The 19,077-nt window shown below is 72.5% G+C and carries 13 protein-coding genes, 2 rRNA genes and 1 pseudogene; 4 read left to right on the top strand and 12 right to left on the bottom strand.

Annotated features, from left to right (window positions below; translation table 11 throughout):
- Positions 1–70: 70 nt before the first annotated feature.
- Together AB852_RS24725 and AB852_RS24730 are read right to left on the bottom strand one after the other, a co-directional pair.
- Positions 71–697, bottom strand: a complete 627-nt coding sequence (locus AB852_RS24725) for an NUDIX domain-containing protein (RefSeq protein WP_073792357.1) — start codon at positions 695–697, stop codon at positions 71–73.
- Between the two features lie 139 nt (positions 698–836).
- On the bottom strand, positions 837–2,495 hold the full coding sequence (locus AB852_RS24730; RefSeq protein ID WP_073792358.1) for a CTP synthase: 1,659 nt from the start codon (positions 2,493–2,495) through the stop codon (positions 837–839).
- A 485-nt stretch (positions 2,496–2,980) separates the two neighbouring features.
- On the opposite strand from AB852_RS24730, the gene AB852_RS24735 reads away from it, so the two are divergent.
- The gene (locus AB852_RS24735) at positions 2,981–4,780 is read left to right on the top strand and encodes a glycoside hydrolase family 15 protein (RefSeq protein WP_073792359.1); all 1,800 of its coding nucleotides are present in this window, start codon (positions 2,981–2,983) and stop codon (positions 4,778–4,780) included.
- A 148-nt stretch (positions 4,781–4,928) separates the two neighbouring features.
- The gene (locus tag AB852_RS24740; protein WP_073792360.1) at positions 4,929–6,581 is read left to right on the top strand and encodes a PucR family transcriptional regulator; all 1,653 of its coding nucleotides are present in this window, start codon (positions 4,929–4,931) and stop codon (positions 6,579–6,581) included.
- Positions 6,582–6,593: 12 nt separating this feature from the next.
- On the opposite strand, the gene AB852_RS24745 is transcribed toward AB852_RS24740, so the two are convergent.
- From AB852_RS24745 to AB852_RS24765, 5 genes are all read right to left on the bottom strand, one after another.
- Positions 6,594–7,733 (bottom strand): glycosyltransferase family 4 protein, encoded by a 1,140-nt coding sequence (locus AB852_RS24745; RefSeq protein ID WP_245876895.1) that lies wholly within the window; start codon positions 7,731–7,733, stop codon positions 6,594–6,596.
- Between the two features lie 513 nt (positions 7,734–8,246).
- Positions 8,247–9,992, bottom strand: a complete 1,746-nt coding sequence (gene recN / locus AB852_RS24750) for a DNA repair protein RecN (protein WP_073792362.1) — start codon at positions 9,990–9,992, stop codon at positions 8,247–8,249.
- Between the two features lie 402 nt (positions 9,993–10,394).
- Positions 10,395–11,300, bottom strand: coding sequence for an NAD kinase (locus AB852_RS24755; protein WP_073792363.1), 906 nt, complete (start codon positions 11,298–11,300; stop codon positions 10,395–10,397).
- Positions 11,297–12,112, bottom strand: a complete 816-nt coding sequence (locus AB852_RS24760; protein ID WP_073792364.1) for a TlyA family RNA methyltransferase — start codon at positions 12,110–12,112, stop codon at positions 11,297–11,299. Before AB852_RS24760 ends, AB852_RS24755 begins: the two co-directional genes overlap by 4 nt.
- A 7-nt stretch (positions 12,113–12,119) precedes the next feature.
- Positions 12,120–12,515, bottom strand: a complete 396-nt coding sequence (locus tag AB852_RS24765; protein WP_073792365.1) for a hypothetical protein — start codon at positions 12,513–12,515, stop codon at positions 12,120–12,122.
- A 42-nt stretch (positions 12,516–12,557) separates the two neighbouring features.
- Between AB852_RS24765 and AB852_RS24770 the strand changes: the two genes are divergently transcribed.
- Positions 12,558–12,905 (top strand): SCP2 sterol-binding domain-containing protein, encoded by a 348-nt coding sequence (locus tag AB852_RS24770; RefSeq protein WP_073792366.1) that lies wholly within the window; start codon positions 12,558–12,560, stop codon positions 12,903–12,905.
- Between the two features lie 265 nt (positions 12,906–13,170).
- Here the strand turns inward: AB852_RS24770 and AB852_RS24775 are convergent, their stop codons facing one another.
- Positions 13,171–14,235 (bottom strand): HAD hydrolase-like protein, encoded by a 1,065-nt coding sequence (locus tag AB852_RS24775; RefSeq protein WP_073792367.1) that lies wholly within the window; start codon positions 14,233–14,235, stop codon positions 13,171–13,173.
- A gap of 72 nt (positions 14,236–14,307) precedes the next feature.
- Between AB852_RS24775 and AB852_RS24780 the strand changes: the two genes are divergently transcribed.
- Complete coding sequence (locus tag AB852_RS24780; RefSeq protein ID WP_073792368.1) at positions 14,308–15,624, top strand: DUF1015 domain-containing protein; 1,317 nt, start codon at positions 14,308–14,310, stop codon at positions 15,622–15,624.
- A gap of 78 nt (positions 15,625–15,702) precedes the next feature.
- Here AB852_RS24780 and AB852_RS24785 read toward each other — a convergent pair whose 3' ends face one another.
- The 4 genes and pseudogenes from AB852_RS24785 to AB852_RS24800 all read right to left on the bottom strand — a co-directional run.
- A complete protein-coding gene (locus AB852_RS24785) occupies positions 15,703–16,662 on the bottom strand; it encodes a hypothetical protein (RefSeq protein WP_073792369.1) in 960 nt (319 codons plus the stop codon).
- Positions 16,663–17,010: 348 nt separating this feature from the next.
- Positions 17,011–18,465: pseudogene (locus tag AB852_RS40970) on the bottom strand (hypothetical protein); the annotation flags it as partial.
- 125 nt (positions 18,466–18,590) lie between these two features.
- Positions 18,591–18,707, bottom strand: a 5S ribosomal RNA gene (gene rrf, locus AB852_RS24795).
- Positions 18,708–18,846: 139 nt separating this feature from the next.
- Positions 18,847–19,077, bottom strand: a 23S ribosomal RNA gene (locus AB852_RS24800); the annotation flags it as partial.

Consider the following 19,077-nt stretch of genomic DNA (forward strand, 5'->3'; position numbering starts at 1 on the left):
GGATGTTCGGACCGCCTGGTTCCGGGGCGGGCGGCCCGGCCGCGGAGCGGAACGCGAGGGGCCGGGCGGATCAGACCTCGAAGGGCCGGGCGGGCCAGGGCGCGTCGGCGGGGCGCAGCGCGTCGAGTCCGTCGCCGGCGCGGGCCGCGACCAGTGCCAGCACGCCCACGACCAGGCAGTTGTTGTGCAGGTCCCCGGCGAGGGCGCCCCGGACGAGATCCTGGAGGGGGACCGCGGTGACCGCCATGTCGAGCTCCTCGTGCTCGACGGCGTACCGCTCGTCCTCGGCCTCGGAGAGCTCCCGGGCGAGGAAGATCCGGACGGCCTCGTCGCAGCCGCCGGGTGTCGTGTACAGATCGGTGAGGACGCGCCAGTCCTCGGCCTTGATGTGGGCTTCCTCGTACAGCTCGCGGCGCGCGGCGTGCAGCGGGTTCTCGCCGGGGACGTCGAGGAGTCCGGCCGGGATCTCCCACAGCCGCTGCCGTACGGGGTGGCGGTACTGGTTGAGGACCGTGACCCGGTCCTGGCCGTCCAGGGCGAGGACGGCGACCGAGCCGGGGTGGACCTGGTAGTCGCGGCGGGCGACGGAGCCGTCGGGCATGACCACGTCGTCGGTGCGCACCGAGGTCTTGGCACCGGTGAACGGGGTCACGCTCGCCCGGGTCTCCCACTCCTCCGGGGTGTCCTTGATGATCATTTCGAGCTGTCCTCCGTACCGTCACCGGCGTCGACGAAAAACCGGGGCGCGTGCCCGTGAAGGCACGCGCCCCGGCTCACCGTATCGCGGGTCGCCGTCCGTCCCCTCCGCCCGGCCGGGCGGAGGGGACGGCGGTGGGTCACTTCGCGGTCTTGCGCTCCACGGCCGCCTTCACCAGGCCCGCGAACAGGGGGTGCGGGCGGGTGGGGCGGGACCGCAGCTCGGGGTGCGCCTGGGTCGCCACGAGGTACGGGTGCACCTCGCGCGGGTATTCGACGTACTCCACGAGCTTGCCGTCCGGGGAGAGGCCGGAGAACTGGAGTCCGGCCTTCTTCTCCAGCTCCGCGCGGTAGGCGTTGTTGACCTCGTAGCGGTGGCGGTGGCGCTCCTCCACGTACTCCTTGTCGTCGTAGACCTCACGGACGATGGAGCCCTCGGCGAGCTTCGCCGGGTACATGCCGAGCCGCATGGTGCCGCCCATGTCGCCCTCGCCGGCGACGATGTCGAGCTGTTCGGCCATGGTGGAGATCACCGGGTGGGCGGTGGCGGCGTCGAACTCGGTGGAGTTGGCGTCGGGGATGCCCGCGAGGTTGCGGGCGGCCTCGATCACCGTGCACTGGAGGCCCAGGCACAGACCGAGGAGCGGGATCTTGTTCTCACGGGCGTACTGGATCGCGCCGACCTTGCCGCTGACACCTCGGTCGCCGAAGCCGCCGGGGATGCAGACCGCGTCCACGTCGGCGAGCTGCTGGGCGGCCCCGGCGGGGGTGCGGCAGTCGTCGGACGCGACCCACTTGATCTTGACGCGGGCCTTGTTGGCGAAGCCGCCCGCGCGCAGCGCCTCGGTGACCGAGAGATAGGCGTCGGGCAGGTCGATGTACTTGCCGACCAGCGCGACGTTCACCTCGTGGTCGGGGTTGTGGACCCGGTCCAGGAGGTCCTCCCAGAGCGTCCAGTCCACATCGCGGAACGGCAGGTCCAGCTTGCGGACGACATAGGCGTCCAGTCCCTCGGTGTGGAGCACCTTGGGGATGTCGTAGATGGACGGCGCGTCGATCGCGGCGACGACGGCCGCCTCGTCCACGTCGCACATCAGGGAGATCTTGCGCTTGATCGCCACCGGCACCTCGCGGTCGGCGCGGAGCACGATCGCGTCGGGCTGGATGCCGATGTTGCGCAGGGCCGCCACCGAGTGCTGGGTGGGCTTGGTCTTCAGCTCACCGGACGGGCCGATGTACGGCAGCAGCGAGATGTGGACGACGAAGACATTGTCCCGGCCGACCTCGTGGCGGACCTGGCGGACCGTCTCCAGGAACGGCAGCGACTCGATGTCGCCGACCGTGCCGCCGACCTCCGTGATGACGACGTCCACGTCGTCGGTGGCCATCCGGCGGATGCGGTGCTTGATCTCGTTGGTGATGTGCGGGATCACCTGGACGGTGTCGCCCAGGTACTCGCCGCGCCGTTCCTTGGCGATGACCTGCGAGTACACCTGGCCGGTGGTGACATTGGCGGTGCCGTCGAGGTCGACGTCGAGGAATCGCTCGTAGTGCCCGATGTCCAGGTCGGTCTCGGCGCCGTCGTTGGTGACGAACACCTCACCGTGCTGGAACGGGTTCATGGTGCCGGGGTCGACGTTCAGATACGGGTCGAGCTTCTGCATGGTGACCCGCAGACCCCGCGCCTTGAGCAGGGCTCCCAGGCTGGAGGCCGTCAGGCCCTTGCCGAGGGAGGAGGCGACTCCTCCGGTGACGAAGAGATGCTTGGTCGTCGAGGAGTTCGCGGATCGGTTCGGCATGGGCAAGAGGGGGCTCCCGTGGTCGCGGTCTGAGATGCGGATCGGCGCCCGGCCCGGAAGAATCGGGAGGTGCCTGCGCTGCGGTTCGGGGGTCTCGTCGCTGTCGCTGGGACTCCTGCGAGCCCACCGGTCCACGGGCTACCAGGGTATCAGCGACACGAGGCGACCGCGTCCGGCCACACTCCGCTTCCAGCCCACCACAGAAGTCACACCAGCCCCGCACACCCTTCGCACCGCAGTCGAGCGACACGCTTCGGACGCTCACCCCGATGGCGCAAACCTGTTCACCTGAGCGGGCACCGCAACCCCTGAGCGCGTCGTATCCTCTTCGGACATTGCTGCCGAGCCAGGCCGGCAAAACGGCACCACCCCCGCCCGTCCCCCGGTAACACGAGCCCGTCGGCACGCCCTTGACTGGATCATCTGACCGCAGAGCCAGCCCCCGCTCCGGGGGCCGGGCGGCGGCCGTTCTACTGGAGTTGCACGTGGCCGGGCGCATCGAGGATTACGCACTCATCGGGGACATGCAGACCGCCGCCCTGGTCTGCCGGGACGGAACCGTGGACTGGCTGTGCCTTCCCCGGTTCGACTCCCATGCCGTCTTCGCCGCGCTGCTCGGTACCGAGGAGCACGGTTTCTGGCGGCTGGGCCCCGCACATGGCGACGCCGCACCCCCCAGGTCCGACCGCCGGACCTACCGCGGCGACTCGCTCATCCTGGAATCCGAGTGGGACACACCCGACGGAACCGTCCGTGTGACGGATTTCATGCCGCCCCGGGACGGCGCACCACAGCTGATCCGCATCGTCGAAGGCGTATCCGGACACGTTCCGATGCGTTCGGCGCTGCGAATGCGGTTCTCCTATGGCCGGATCGTGCCCTGGGTGCACAAGGTCGAGAACCGCACGGTCGCCGTCGCCGGACCCGATTCGGTTTGGCTGGACACCGACGTGGAGACCTTCGGCGAGGATCTGACGACCTACGCCGACTTCACGGTCTCCGCCGGGGAACGGGTCGCCTTCACCCTGTCCTGGCAGCCCTCGCACCGCGAGGCCCCGGCCGTCGGGGAACCCGAGGCGGCCCTGGAGGCGACCGCCGACTTCTGGCGCGAGTGGGTCGAGCACTGCACGTACCACGGGCCCTACCGCGAGGCCGTGGTCCGCTCCCTGATCACCCTCAAGGCGCTCACCTACGCCCCGACCGGCGGGATCGTCGCCGCCCCCACCACCTCCCTCCCGGAGGAGATCGGCGGGGTGCGCAACTGGGACTACCGCTTCACCTGGCTGCGCGACGCCGCGATCACCCTCTCCTCGCTGCTGCGCACCGGCTACCGCGAGGAGGCCCGCGCCTGGCGCGAGTGGCTGCTGCGGGCCGTCGCGGGCGACCCGGAGAACCTCCAGATCATGTACGGCATCGCCGGGGAACGGGAACTCGGCGAGAGCGAGCTGGACTGGCTGCCCGGCTACGAGAACTCCGGCCCCGTACGGGTCGGCAACGGCGCCGCCCACCAGCTCCAGCTCGATGTCTACGGCGAGGTCACCGAGGCCCTGCACCTGGCCCATATGACCGGGCTGGCCCGCAACGACTACGCCTCACTGCTCCAGCTGCGCCTCATCGGCTACCTGGAGAAGCACTGGACGGAGCCCGACGAGGGCATCTGGGAGGTGCGCGGCCCGCGCCGCCACTTCGTCCACTCCAAGGTCATGGCCTGGGTCGCCGTCGACCGCACCATCAAGCTCATCGAGTCCGGGGACGCCGAAGGCCCCCTGGAGCGCTGGCGGCAGATGCGCGACGACATCCACCGCGATGTCTGCGAGAAGGGCTACGACAAGGAACGCAACACGTTCACCCAGTCCTACGGATCCCGTGAACTCGACGCGTCCCTGCTCCTCATCCCCCAGATGGGCTTCCTGCCGCCCGACGACAAGCGCGTCATCGGCACCATCGAGGCCATCCAGCGCGAGCTGTCCACCTCCGACGGCTTCATCCTGCGCTACCCCACCGCCGGCGACGACGCCGGTGTGGACGGCCTCGCGGGCGACGAGGGCGCCTTCCTCGCCTGCTCCTTCTGGCTCGCCGACGACCTCGCGATGATCGGCCGGGTCGACGAGGCCCGCAAGCTCTTCGAGAAGCTGCTCGCCCTGCGCAACGACCTCGGCCTCCTCGCCGAGGAATGGGACCCCCATCTGAAGCGCCAGGTCGGCAACTTCCCGCAAGCTTTCAGCCATGTTCCGCTCATCGACACCGCCCTCAGGCTCACCGCGTCGGGCGCCTACGGGGGCTGACCCCGCGCGCGTGAGCGCGCTCCCGCTGATCCCCGGCCGCCGTGCCCCGTGTTCCGTGCCTCGCACACCACGGGCCCCGGAGGTCGGGGATCACCGCTGCTCAGGGTCCACGCTGGGCCCGGCGCCGCCGGACGGGTAGCGTCCCAGCATGGACAGACAGGACGTGCTGGGCACCACGGGCGGAATCACCGTACAGCGGGCCCTGGAACTACCGGGGCTGCGCGGCGGCCTCCCGGAGGTCGTCGCCTGCGCGGACCGCCTCCACCGCACCGTCCGCTGGGTCCACGCGGGCGAGGCCCCGAACATCGCCTCCCTGCTGAAGGGCGGCGAGCTCCTCCTCACGACCGGCCTCGGCCTGAGCACCCGCCCCGCCGAACAGCGCGTCTTCGTCCGCGGACTCGCCGAACGGGGCATCGCCGCCCTCGTCGTCGAACTCGGCCCCCGCTTCCCCCGGCTGCCCCCCGCCCTGGTGGATACCGCGCGGACCGCCGGACTCCCCCTCGTCCAGCTCCACCGCGAGGTGCCGTTCGTGACGGTCACCGAGGAGGTCCACACCGAGATCGTCAACGGCCACTACGCGCTGCTCCAGCGCGCGGAGGAGGTCTCCCGGCGCTGCACCGAGGCACTACTCGACGGCGGCGGGGTGCCCCAGGTGCTCACCATCCTCGCCGGGTTCGGCGGCAACCCCGTCTTCCTGGAGACCCCGGACGGCCGGCTCCTGTACGCGGCCGGCGCCGGGACCGAGGGCGCCGACCCGCTCCAGGTGTGGGACAAGCTGCGCGGTGGGCGGGCCGCCCGCGAGGACCCGCCCGGCGGCGCCGTGGTGATCGACGTACCCGGCGGCGGCACCGGCGGCCAGGGGCCCGCCTCCCCCCGCGCGCGGCTGGTCCTGCTGCCCGTCGCGGGCCCGCCCGCACCCGTCCACCGGATGGCGGCGGAACGCGCGGCGGCCTCCCTCGCCGTGGTCCTGATGCAGGCCCGGCAGGACGAGGAACTGGCCGCCCGGGGCCGCGGCGACTTCCTCACCGACCTCGCCGAGGGCCGCGTCACCCCCGGGGACGCCCCCGCGCAGGCCCAGGTCCTGGGCTTCCGGCCCGGTGCCTCCCCCCTGCTGCCGGTGGTGATGAGGCTCCCCGAGGGCAGCGGACTGTCCGCGGGCGGCGGCTGGGCCGTCCTCGCCCGCGCGGTCAACGAGGAACTCGCCTCCGTCGGGGTCCCGGTCCTGCTCGGGGTCCGCCCCGTCGAAGGACGGGTCCCGCTGCTCGTCGCGCTACGGACCGAAGAGGACCGTGAGGCGGTCGCCGACCGGGTCGCGGCGGCGCTGCGGGCGGGCGTCGAACGCGCGGGACTGCGGCACACGGGCACCCGCGCCCCGACCGTGGTCGTCGGCGCCACCGGCGGCTGGACGGCCGCCTCCGCGGGGCTGCGGCACGCCGCGGAGACCGCGACCGCCGCCCAGGGCCTCGGCGAACGCCCCTGGTACGACGCGCGGCGACTCGACATCGACCTGCTGCTGTGGCGGCTGCGGGACCACCCGGACCTCGCCGCGTTCGTCGACCGGGCCATCGGTCCGCTGCGCGCCTACGACAGCCGGGCGAAGCCGCCGCTGCTGCCCACCCTGGAGACCTATCTGGCGCACGCCGGACGCAAGGCGGAGACCGCCCGCGAACTGCACCTCAACCGCCAGACGCTCTACAACCGGCTCGCCCGCATCGGGGAACTCCTCGGCACCGACCTCGACGACCCGCAGACCGTGCTGGCGCTGAGCCTGGCCCTGCGGGCCCGTCGGCACGTCGGCTGAGGACGCGTCCGCTCAGCGCAGCACCAGCGGCCGGGTCAGCTCGTCGTACACGCTGAGGACCTGCGCCACGGTCTCGTCCTCGGTGGGCCATGTCGCCGCCTGGGCGACCCCCCGGTCCCGCAGCGCGTCACGGTACGCGGCGTCGCCCAGGACCCGCGCGACGGCGTCCCCGAGGGCGCCCGCGTCACCGTAGGGCACGAGCGACGCGGCGTCCCCCACCAGCTCGGGCGTACCGCCGACCGCGCTGGCGATCAGCGGCACCCGCGCCCGCAGCGCCTCCTGTGCCACCGGCGAGCGCGCCTCCCAGCGACTGGTCAGCAGCGCCGCGTCGGCCCCGGCCAGGATCTCCGGCGAGTCGTCCCGGCGGCCCAGCAGCCGGACCGGCAGCCGCTCCGCCTCGATCCGCCGCTGGAGCTGCCCCCTGAGCGGCCCCTCCCCCGCGATGACCAGCAGCGGCACGGGGTCCAGCCCCAGCCACGTGTGCGCGGCGTCCAGCAGGGTCTCGTAGCCCCGGTGCGCGTCGAGGGAGCCGACGGCGACGAGCAGCGGCCGTCCGACCGCGCCCAGTTCGGCCCGCGCCTTGCCCCGGACGACCTCACGGTCCTCCGGGCTCATGTCCTCGGCCGGGTCCGTGTCCCGCGCGGGGAACGCCACGGCCGCCAACCGCGCGTCCCTGGCACCCCGCCGCCGGGCCCGGTCCACTAAATCGCAGCAGGTACCGAGCACCACGGACGCGGCCCGCGCGACCCGGCGCTCCATCAGCCGCACCACCTGCGCGCGTGGCCCCTGCGCGTGCACGCGCGCGTGCCAGGTGACGACCAGCGGCACCCTCAGCCCGCGCAGGGCGAGCGCGGCCCGCAGCCCGGCGTTCACCCCGTGCGCGTGTACGAGGTCCGCGTCCGCGCACTCGGCCCGCAGCGCCGCCACGGACGCGGGGTCGCCGCGCCGGGCCACCGGCACGTACCGGGCACCCACCGCGTCGAACGTATGGCTCTCCCCCACCTCGGCGGGGGCGCACACCGTCACCCGCACGCCCCTCGCGACCAGACCGGCCGACAGCGACCGCACATGCGCGCCGCTGCCCGCACTCCCGCCACCGAGCACCTGCACGGTACGCAGCGGGGTCTGACCGTGCGGCGCATGGCTGCTCACGGCGGCGGAACTCCTGTTTCGGCGGGCGACGGCCACAAGGGTCGCGTCACGAGGGGAAGGTCGCGGGAGGAACATGGGTGGAACGGTCACGGAAGTGAGCGACGCGAAGGAACGTACAGCACGTCGTACGCAAAGAGGCGCCGCGCCAAGGATGCCATCCCGTACGAGCGTTCCGTCACGGTTCGACTCCGTGAGGTGTCGGCGCCGAGGTCACGCCGAACACCGTCACCCGTTCAGGTGACATGCCGTCATACCGCCGCCGCCTGGGACGCTTCACCCGCCACCGGAACGGCACATGCCGGGTGCCGCACCGGTGGCACCGCCGCCGCGGGACCGTCGCTGTGACCAACGCATCACCGGCGGACACCTCACAGGGACACGTCCTGGCCCCTGGCGGACAGCGCCCCGACCGAGGGCCGGGACCCTCCCGTTCGCCCGCGCGGACGCCGTTCGCGCGCGGGCATCCGCGTGGCCTCTCGTACGGGACGCGCGTGCGCGCGTGTCGCCGTGCGGTCAGGCGTCCGCGCGGGCGGTGGCCAGCAGTTCCTCCGCGTGCGCGCGGGCGGTCTGCGAGTCCTCCTGCCCGGCGAGCATCCGGGACAGCTCCCGGACACGCTCCTCGCCCTCCAGGACCTTCACCCCGGAACGGGTGACCGAGCCGTCGCTGGTCTTCTCCACCAGGAGCTGGCGGTCCGCGAAGGCGGCGACCTGCGGCAGATGGGTGACGACGACGACCTGCGCGGACCTGGCGAGCCGGGCGAGCCTGCGCCCGATCTCGACGGCCGCCTTGCCGCCGACGCCCGCGTCGACCTCGTCGAACAGATAGGTGGGCACCGGGTCCGTCCCCGCGAAGACGACCTCCACGGCGAGCATCACACGGGACAGCTCACCCCCGGACGCGCCCTTCGCGATGGGCCGCGGCGGGGCACCGGGGTGCGGGGCCAGCAGCAGTTCGACCTCGTCGGCGCCCGCCGGGCCGCAGGCCACGGTCCGGCCGCCGACCTCGACGCCCTCCGGGTCGTCGGTGTGCCGGATGTCGACGGTCACCCGCGCGTGGGGCATCGCCAGGGACGCCAGCTCCGCGGTGACGGCGTCCGCGAACCGGGCCGCCGCCTCCCGCCGGGCGTCGCTCAGGCTCTGCGCCAGGCCGGAGAGTTCGGCGCGCAGAGTGTCCCGTTCCGCGGTGAGGTCACCGATCCGGCCGTCGTCGCCGTCGAGTTCCAGCAGCCGGGCCGTGCCTTCCTCCGCCCAGCGGAGCACGGCGGCCACGCCCGGCTCCGCGCCGCCGTACTTGCGGGACAGCTGTCCCAGCGCGGCACGGCGTTCCTCCACGGCCGCCAGCCGCAGCGGGTCGGCGTCGAGGTCGTCGGCGTATCCGGCGAGCTCCCCCGCCACATCACCGACCAGGATGCCGATCTCCCCGATCCGGTCGGCGAGCGCGGCCAGCGTGGGATCGTACGAACGGACGCTGTCCAGCGCGCGGTGCGCGCCCGCGACGAGGGCCGCCGCGTCGATGTCCTCCGGGTCCTCGGGGTTCCCGGCGAGCGCCGCGTGGGCGGCGGTCGCGCCGGAGGCGAGCGCCTCCGCGTGCCCGAGGCGTTCCGCCTCCGCGGCGAGCTCGGTGTCCTCGCCCGCACGCGGTTCCACGGCGGCGATCTCGTCCAGTCCGAAACGCAGCAGATCGGCTTCCTGAGCGCGTTCCCGCGCGCGGGTGGTGAGGGTGGCGAGTTCCCCGGCCACGGCACGGAGCCTGCGGTAGGCGGCGCTGTACGTGCCGAGCGGGACGGCCACCGCGTCGCCCGCGTACCGGTCGAGGGCCTGCCGCTGACGGCTGAGCTTGAGGAGCCCCTGCTGATCGGTCTGCCCGTGGACGGCGACGAGGTCGTCGGCGAGTTCGGCGAGCAGGCCCACCGGAACGGATCTGCCCCCGAGATGGGCGCGGGAGCGGCCCTCCGCGGAAACGGTACGGCTGATGAGCAGGACGCCGTCGTCCAGCTCGGCCCCCGCCTCCTCGGCCCGCCGGGCCGCCGCGGCGCCCGGGGGCACACTGATCCGGCCTTCGACGACCGCCGACTTCGCGCCCATCCGTACGAGGGCCGGGTCCGCGCGCCCGCCCAGCAGCAGGCCCAGGCTGGTGACCACCATCGTCTTGCCCGCGCCGGTCTCACCCGTCACCGCGGTGAATCCGGGCGACAGCTCGACCACCGCGTCGTCGATGACCCCGAGCGACCGTATCCGCATCTCCTCCAACACGGACATGACCTTACGAGGTCCCGGACCCGATGTGCGACGGCACCTGCCCCGGTTCGGGGAAGACGCAGGTGGCGGAGGTCCGCTCCGAGGCGGCTGTCACCCCTGGGAGTGGCCCCGCGCGGCACGTTCCGCACAGCGCCGGGGAGACGGAAGGGGACGCCGCCGCCCGACCGGACCCGGACATGTCGCGGGGTGCCGGTGCCAGGTGCCCGGCGAGGGAGCCGGGAAGCGCACGGGGTGTGGTTTTCCGCAGGTGAACACTGCGGGACACCTCATGGTGGCGGGAGCGGGCCGGGCCGCAGTCCGGGAAGCGTGAACAGCCGACCGGCCACCACGGCCCGCCATGACCCCGTCGCCACCCGCGCCGCCCGGCCGGTGCCCGGTCGTGGGCCCGGCCGGCCCCGCGGATCACTGCGGGGCGCCCCGCCAACCGGACACGGGCAGGGCGAACTTCGCCACCAGTCGGTCCGTGAACGACGCGTGATGCAGCCGCGCGAGCCGTACGGGCACCGCGCCCCGCCGCACCTCGACCCGGGCACCGGCGGGCAGCTCGATGGTCCGCCGGCCGTCGCACCACAGCACTCCGTGCGGGGTGTGCGGCTGCACCTCGACGGCGAGCACGGAGTTCGGGGAGGTCACCAGCGGTTTGGCGAAGAGCGCGTGCGCGCTGATCGGGACCATGAGCAGCGCCTCGACCTCGGGCCACACGACAGGTCCACCGGCGGAGAAGGCGTAGGCGGTGGAGCCGGTGGGCGTGGCACAGACGATGCCGTCGCAGCCGAAGCCGGTCACGGGCCGTCCGTCGACCTCCAGGACCACCTCCAGCATCCGCTCGGGCGACACCTTCTGGATCGCGGCCTCGTTGAGCGCCCAGTCCGTGTGGACGACATCGCCGTTGCGGTGGACCACCACATCGATGGTCATCCGCTCCTCGACCTCGTAGGCGCGGGTGACCACCCGGTCGACCACCCGGTCGAGATCGTCGCGTTCGGCCTCGGCGAGGAAGCCCACCCGCCCGAGGTTGACCCCGAGCATCGGCACCCCGGAGGCCCGGGCGAACTCGGCCCCCCGCAGCAGCGTGCCGTCCCCGCCGAGCACGATCAGCAGCTCGCATCCGTCGAGGGACGCCGGAGTGGCCTCCTGGACGAGCTCGACCTCCGAAGGCAACGGCAGGTCGGAAGCCTCCGCCTCCAGCACCCTCACCCGCAGCCCCGCCCGGAGCAGCCCTTGGACGACGAGTTCGGCACTGCGGATGGCGGCGGGCCGTCCGGTGTGCGCCAGAAGGAAAACAGTACGAATCCGGTTCTGCGTCAACGCGGCCCCTCCGCCACTGCCCGATCAACATCCGCCGGGTCGAGTGCCGGTGCTCCCGCCCGCAACCACAGAAAGTACTCGACGTTCCCCGAGGGACCCGGCAGCGGACTGGCGGTCACCCCGCGCACCCCGAGGCCGAGTTCCGCGGCCTGTCGCGCGACCCCGCGCACCGCTTCGGCACGCAGCTCCGGGCTGCGCACCACCCCGCCGCTGCCCAGCCGCTCCTTACCCACCTCGAACTGCGGCTTCACCATCAGCACCAGGTCGGCGTCGGCGGCGGCGCAGCGCGCGAGGGCGGGCAGCACCAGCCCCAGCGGGATGAACGACAGGTCACCCACCACCAGGCCCACCGGCCGGCCGTCGATGGCCTCCAGCGTCAACTCCCGCACATTCGTCCGGTCCTTGACGGTGACCCGGTCATCGCTCTGGAGCGACCAGGCGAGTTGTCCGTACCCGACGTCGACGGCCACCACATGAGCGGCGCCCGAACGCAGCAGGACATCGGTGAAACCCCCCGTGGAGGCACCCGCGTCAAGAGCGCGGCGCCCCTCGACGACCAGCCCCAGGGGGACGAAGGCGCCGAACGCCCCGGCGAGCTTGTGGCCACCGCGCGAGACGTAGTCGGGGTCGTTGTCGTCCTGCTTGACGACGATGGCGGCGCTGGTCTCCACCTGGGTCGCGGGTTTCACCGCGATGGCGCCGCCGACGGTCACCCGGCCGTCGGCGATCAACTGGCTGGCCTGCTCACGCGAGCGGGCGAGCTTGCGGCGGACCAGTTCGGCGTCGAGGCGGCGGCGTGCCACTCCTGCCACGTTCGGTTCAGCTCCTGTGGTCGTACGAGGACGCGGGCGTCCGCTGGGGTGCGGGGACCGGTGGGCCGGGACGGCTGTCGAGTGCGGTCAGTGTGTCCCGCAGGGCCCGGTGTACATCCTCGTACACCTCCAGATGACCCTCGGTCGCGAGGTGGTCGGCGTCGGCCAGCCGGCCGAGCCGGGCGTCGACCTCCGGATGCCCGGTGGGCGCGCGCCCGACCCCGAGCGGCGCCGCGTCCGCGGGCGTGCCGTCCTCCGGGACCCCGGCCGCCAGGGTGGCCGGGGCGTGCGAGGGCGCCGCGCCCGGCGCACCGGCGGACGGTGCCGTGGCCACCGGATCACGGGGCCCGGCCGGGGACGGCGTGGGGAACGCCACGTGTCGGCCCGCGAAGTCACTGCTCATGCCCCGACGCTACCCCGAAGCACTGGGGTAACGTCGGTCCCGATGGCGACGATCGAGGAGTGCCGTACGGCACTCGACACACTCTCGGACAATCTGGCGACCGCCGACGGCGGTGTTCGCGCGGCCACGGCGATGGACCGCTCGCTGAGCTGCCACATCACGGACCTGGACACCACATTCGTGGGGCGACTCACGGATGGCCGGATCCATGTGGTGGACACGGTGCGGGGCGCTCCCCCGGACCGGGCGCAGATCCGGCTGGCCATGACCGGCGACGATCTGGTGGCCCTGGTGGCCGGCCGGCTGAACTTCGCCAAGGCGTGGGGCACCGGCCGGATCAAACTGGAGGCCGGTTTCCGGGATCTGCTGCGACTGCGCACCCTGCTCTGACACCACGGGCCGGCCCGGCACAGCGCCCTGTCCTGTCCCCGCGACCAGCACCGACACCGGGGCCGGTGCCGGTGCCGACACCGGCCCCGGCACCGCGATCACGGTCGGCCCCGGCACCGGAGTCCACCTGGGCACGGCAGGACGCCCCGGCCCAGCGACACGACGGCGGGGCCGAACAGCCCGCGGTGTCCCGCCGGTTCGACGCGGGCGCGCGCCGGTCCCCAGGCACGCACCGGGGACCGGACACCTCGCCCAAGGCCGCGCCTCACAGGCCGATACGGGCCAGGGCCTTCCCGCCGTCCAGCTCGCACACCCCGTCCCCGGCGGCGGTCCAGGCCGCCGCGCACAGCGCCCGCAGCCCGTCCAGGGTCTTGCCGCTCCCCTGTTCGGCCACCTCCAGCCGGTCCGGCCCGGCCCACGCGATCCAGCCACCGCAACGGAAGGCCGGACCCGCCGCCCCTTCGACGCCCGCCGGGGCCTCCCCCGCCACGACCTCCGGCTGCCCGGTCAGCAGACCCCGCAGATCCGCGTCGACATAGGTGGGCCGATGCTGCGGCGGCGCGGCCAGCAGCCCCGCCCCGTCGGTCACCCCGGTGAGGACGAGCAGCGAGTCGACATCGCCGTTGAACGCGCCCTCGATGTCGGTGTCCAGCCGGTCACCCACCACCAAGGGCCGCCGGGCGCCGGTACGCAGGATCGTCTCCCGGTGCATCGGCGGCAACGGCTTCCCCGCGACCCGGGGTTCGGCCCCGGTGGCGATCCGTACGACCTCCACCGCCGCGCCGTTGCCGGGGGCGATACCCCGTCCGCTCGGGATCGTCAGATCGGTGTTCGACGCGTACCAGGGCACACCGCGCGCCACGGCGTAGGCGGCCTCGGCGAACCGCCCCCAGGGCAGCTCAGGCCCTCCGAACCCCTGGACGACCGCCGCAGGGTCGTCGTCCGCCGACTCCACCGGGGTCAGTCCCCGCTCACGCAGCGCGACCCGCAGCCCCTCACCGCCGATCACCAGCACCCGGGCACCGGCCGGCACCTCCTCACTGATGAGCCGTGCCACCGCCTGCGCCGAAGTGATGACCTCCCCCGCGCCGGTCGGTATGCCCAGCTCGGTGAGGTGCGCGGCGACCGCGTCAGGAGTACGCAGGGCGTTGTTCGTCACATAGGCGAGCCGCATCCCCGCGTCACGCGCCGTCTCCAGGGAGGCGACGGCGTACGCGATGGCGTTGCCGCCCGCGTACACCACTCCGTCCAGATCGAGCAGCGCGGTGTCGTACGCCTCGTTCAGCGCACGCGCACTGCCCTCGGGCCGGGTCCTGACGGTCTGGCTCATCACGCATCGCTCCTCGGTCGGTCGCACTCCCCCGATCATCCCGCACACCGGGGACAGACTTACGATGCCCCAATGAGCGACGCGGGTCCCGGGCAGCCTCGGGTGGACGAACCAACGGCCCAGGGCCTGGACCTGGTCCCGTTCCGGGGGGTGCGCTACGTCCCCGAGCGGGTCGGCAGCCTCTCCGCGGTGACCTCACCCCCGTACGACGTGGTGGTCCGCCCCGACGGACTGCACCACCTGGAGTCGGCCGACCCCCACAACATCGTGCGGCTCATCCTCCCCCAGGCCGTCTCCCCGAGCGCCCGCACGGAACGCGCCGCCGACACCCTCGGCCGCTGGCTCTCCGAGGGCGTCCTCGCGGTCGACCCTGACCCGGGCCTGTACGTGTACGAGCAGCGGCAGGGCGAGCACCTCCAGCGTGGCGTCATCGGCGCACTGCGGCTGTCGGAGGCGGCGGACGGCGTGGTGCTGCCCCACGAGGACGTGATGGCGCCGGTCGTCGCCGACCGGGCGGCACTGATGAGGGCGACCAGCGCCAATCTGGAGCCGCTCCTGCTCACCTACCGGGGCGACGACAGCGGTCAGGGGACCGCCGAGGTCGTCGAGAGCGTGATCGACCGCCCGGCGCTGCTCGACACCGTCACGGAGGACGGGGTCCATCACCGGCTGTGGAGCGTCACGGACCCGACGGAGATCACCCGGATCCAGGCCGACCTCGCCCGCCGCCAGGCCCTCATCGCGGACGGCCATCACCGGTGGGCGACCTATCTGAAGCTCCGCGCGGAGCACCTGTCGCCGAGCCCCTGGGACTACGGCCTGGTGCTCCTCGTCGACACCGTCCGCTATCCGCTGCGGGTCCGCGCCATCCACCGCCTGCTGCACGGGCTCCCGGTGGGGAAGGCCCTCGCCGCGCTGGACGGTCACTTCCGCGTGCGGACGGTCGAGGGCCCGCTGGCACACGCGATGGAGACGCTCGGCGAGGCATCGGCCATGGGCAACGCGTTCCTGATCACCGGCGACGGCGCGTTCCATCTGGTCGACCGGCCGGATCCCGGCCTGCTGGCCCGGACGGTCCCCGCGGACCGGCCCGCGGCCTGGCGCGCGCTCGACGCCACGGTGCTGCACTCGACCTTGCTCGACCAGGTGTGGGGCATCCCGGACAGCGCCGACCGGATCGGTTACATCCACGACACGGCGGCCACCGTCGCCAAGGCGGAGCAGGACGGCAGTACGGCGGTCCTGCTGCATCCCGTCCGCGAGGAGGTCGTCCGGGAGCTGGCACAGCAGGGTGTCACCATGCCCCGCAAGTCGACATCGTTCGGACCGAAGCCCGCGACCGGACTGGTGCTGCGCACCCTCGCCGAGAAGCCGGGGCACGGCAATTAGGACATGGGTAAGGGGCAGGCTCCATGGAGCCTGCCCCTTACCCATGCGCCCGACGCGGAGCGACGGTCCTACGGAACGTCAGTCGGAGTCCCGCTCCGTACGACCGCTCTCACGGTCCCCGGAGCCGGCCTTGTCGGCGTCCTCGTCGGCCTGACGGTCCGCGACATCCTCGGTCCCGGCGTCATCCGCGTCGACCTCAGCGTCGGCGACGGCGTCGCCGTTTTCGCGGAGCTCGTCCGTGGCGACCTCGTCATCGGAGTCGTCATCGATGTCGTCTTCATCGTCGATGTCGTCCTCGTCAGCGATGTCGTCCTCGTCGGAGGGCTCATCGGAGGACGCATCGGTCACGACGGTGTCCGACCCGGCCTTCTCGGACGCGTCCTGCTCGCTGTCGTCAGCGGACTCGTCCAGGGCGTCCACGAACTCGACCCCGTCCAGCTCCGCGAGACGGTCGGACGCGTCGGTCGTCCCGTCCTTGTCGGACTCGACGGCCTTGGCGAACCACTCACGCGCCTCGTCCTCACGCTCCGCGGCCAGCAGGGCGTCGGCGTAGGCGTACCGCAGTCGCGCGGTCCACGGCTGGATGGAACTGGACGCCAGCTCAGGGCTCTGCAACGTCACGATGGCCGCGTCGATCTGGTCCAGGTCCCGCCGGGCACCGGCGGCGACGAGCCGCATCTCGACCTGACCCGCCTTGTCGAGCTTCTGCACCTCCGGCGCGCCGGCCATCTCAAGCGCCTTCTCCGGCCTGCCGAGGCCACGCTCGCAGTCGGCCATCAGCGGCCACAGATCGGCGTTGCCGGTCATCCGGCGTGCGGCCCGGAACTCCGACAGGGCTTCGCTGTACTTGTGGGTGGCGTACGCGGCGAAACCAGCGGCCTCCCGTACGGCGGCGACCCGCGACGCGAGCCGCAGAGCGATCTTGGAGTACTCGTAGGCGCCATCGGGGTCCTCGTCGATGAGACGGGCGACCATCACCAGGTTCCGTGCGACATCCTCGGCGAGGGTCTTCGGCAGGCTCAGGAGCTCCTGCCGCACATCCTTGTCGATCTCCTCACCGGTGACGTCCTCCGGGATCGGCAGCCGCTTGATCGGCTCCCGCTCCCGCTCATCACGGAACCGGCCGCCACCACGGCGGTCGTCGTCACCGCGCCGGTCGTCACGGCCACCTCGGTAGCCGCCACGGTCGCCGCCACCGCTGCGGTCGTCACGGCGGAAGCCGCCGGGACGGTCGTCGCGGCGGTCGTGCCGACGGTCATCGCCCCGCTCGTCCCGACGGAACGGAGGACGGTCCCCACCGCTGCGCTCGTCGCGCCGGAACGGCGGACGCTCACCACTGCCACCGCGGTCGTCACGGCGGAACGGGGGACGGTCACTGCTGCCACCGCGGTCGTCACGGCGGAAGCCCGGACGGTCACCGCCGCCGCCACTGCTGCGGTCATCACGACGGAACGGGGGACGGTCGCCGCCACCACTCCGGTCGTCGCGGCGGAAGCCGCCACGGTCGTCATCACGACGGTGCGCGGGACGATCCCCACCACCGCTGCGGTCATCACGACGGAACGGGGGACGGTCGCCACCACTCCGGTCGTCACGGCGGAAACCACCACGGTCGTCATCACGACGATGGGCCGGCCGGTCGCCGTCGCGACGGAACGGGGGACGGTCACTGCTACCACCGCGGTCGTCACGGCGGAAGCCCGGACGGTCACCGCCGCCGCCACTGCTGCGGTCGTCGCGACGGAACGGCGGACGGTCCCCACTGCCACCACGGTCGTCACGGCCACCTCGGTAACCACCACGGTCACCGCCACCACTGCGGTCATCACGCCGGAACGGGGGACGGTCGCCGCCACCACTCCGGTCGTCACGGCGAAAACCACCACGGTCGTCATCACGACGGTGCGCGGGACGGTCCCCACCACTGCGCTCGTCACGGCGGAACGGAGGACGGTCCCCACCGCTGCGGTCATCGCGGCGGAACGGCGGACGCTCACCACTGCTACCACGGTCGTCACGGCGGAAGCCCGGACGGTCACCGCCGCCGCCACTGCTGCGGTCGTCGCGCCGGAACGGGGGACGGTCGCCGCCACCACTCCGGTCGTCTCGGCGGAAGCCGCCACGGTCGTCATCACGACGGTGCGCGGGGCGATCCCCACCACCACTGCGGTCATCACGGCGGAACGGGGGACGGTCACTGCTGCCACCGCGGTCGTCACGGCGGAAGCCCGGACGGTCACCGCCACCGCTGCCGCCACGGTCGTCGCGGCGGAACGGCGGACGCTCACCGCTACCACCGCGGTCGTCACGGCCACCTCGGTAACCACCACGGTCACCGCCACCACTGCGGTCATCACGCCGGAACGGGGGACGGTCGCCGCCACCACTCCGGTCGTCTCGGCGGAAACCACCGCGGTCGTCATCACGGCGATGTGCGGGACGGTCCCCGCCACCGCGGTCATCACGGCGGAACGGGGGACGCTCTCCGCTGCCGCCACGGTCATCGCGGCGGAAGCCGCCACGGTCGTCATCACGGCGGTGCGCGGGACGGTCCCCGCCACCGCGGTCGTCGCGACGGAACGGGGGACGGTCGCCGCTACCGCCACGGTCATCCCGCTTGAACGGCGGACGCCCGCCGCGGTCGCCGCCGCCACTACGGTCGCCGGCGCCCCGGCCGCGGTCGCCCTCACGGTTGCCAGAACCTCGGTCACGGTCGTCGCGACGCCCGTATCCACCACGGTCGTTGTCGCGGCGAGGACCGCCGCGGTACCCGCCTCGGTCACCGCTGTCCCGTCGGTGTGGGTCGCGCTCCGGACGGTCGTCGGGAGAGTTGGTGGACATGGGTGACTCCTGTCTTAGGTACCGCAGTCATTCTCGCGCAGCCGTTCGGCCGGCGCGCTTCGGAAAAACAAAAAAGGACCTTTGGTCCCAGCATGAACGCTGGGACCAAAGGTCCTCCAAAGATTGTTCGGCGGTGTCCTACTCTCCCACAGGGTCCCCCCTGCAGTACCATCGGCGCTGTAAGGCTTAGCTTCCGGGTTCGGAATGTAACCGGGCGTTTCCCTCACGCTATGACCACCGAAACCCTATCAGTTCGCCCCGTTATGACACGGGACACGAACAGGGCAGCGAACAAGCACACTATTTAATTAAGTAGTGAAACTGTTCAGCCAGCACAACCTGTTCGTTGTCTGAGAACCAACACAGTGGACGCGAGCAACTGAGGACAAGCCCTCGGCCTATTAGTACCAGTCAACTCCACCGGTCACCCGGCTTCCATATCTGGCCTATCAACCCAGTCGTCTACTGGGAGCCTTACCCCATCAAGTGGGTGGGAGTCCTCATCTCGAAGCAGGCTTCCCGCTTAGATGCTTTCAGCGGTTATCCCTCCCGAACGTAGCCAACCAGCCATGCCCTTGGCAGGACAACTGGCACACCAGAGGTTCGTCCGTC

Source organism: Streptomyces uncialis (assembly GCF_001905345.1).
GTDB lineage: Bacteria > Actinomycetota > Actinomycetes > Streptomycetales > Streptomycetaceae > Streptomyces > Streptomyces uncialis.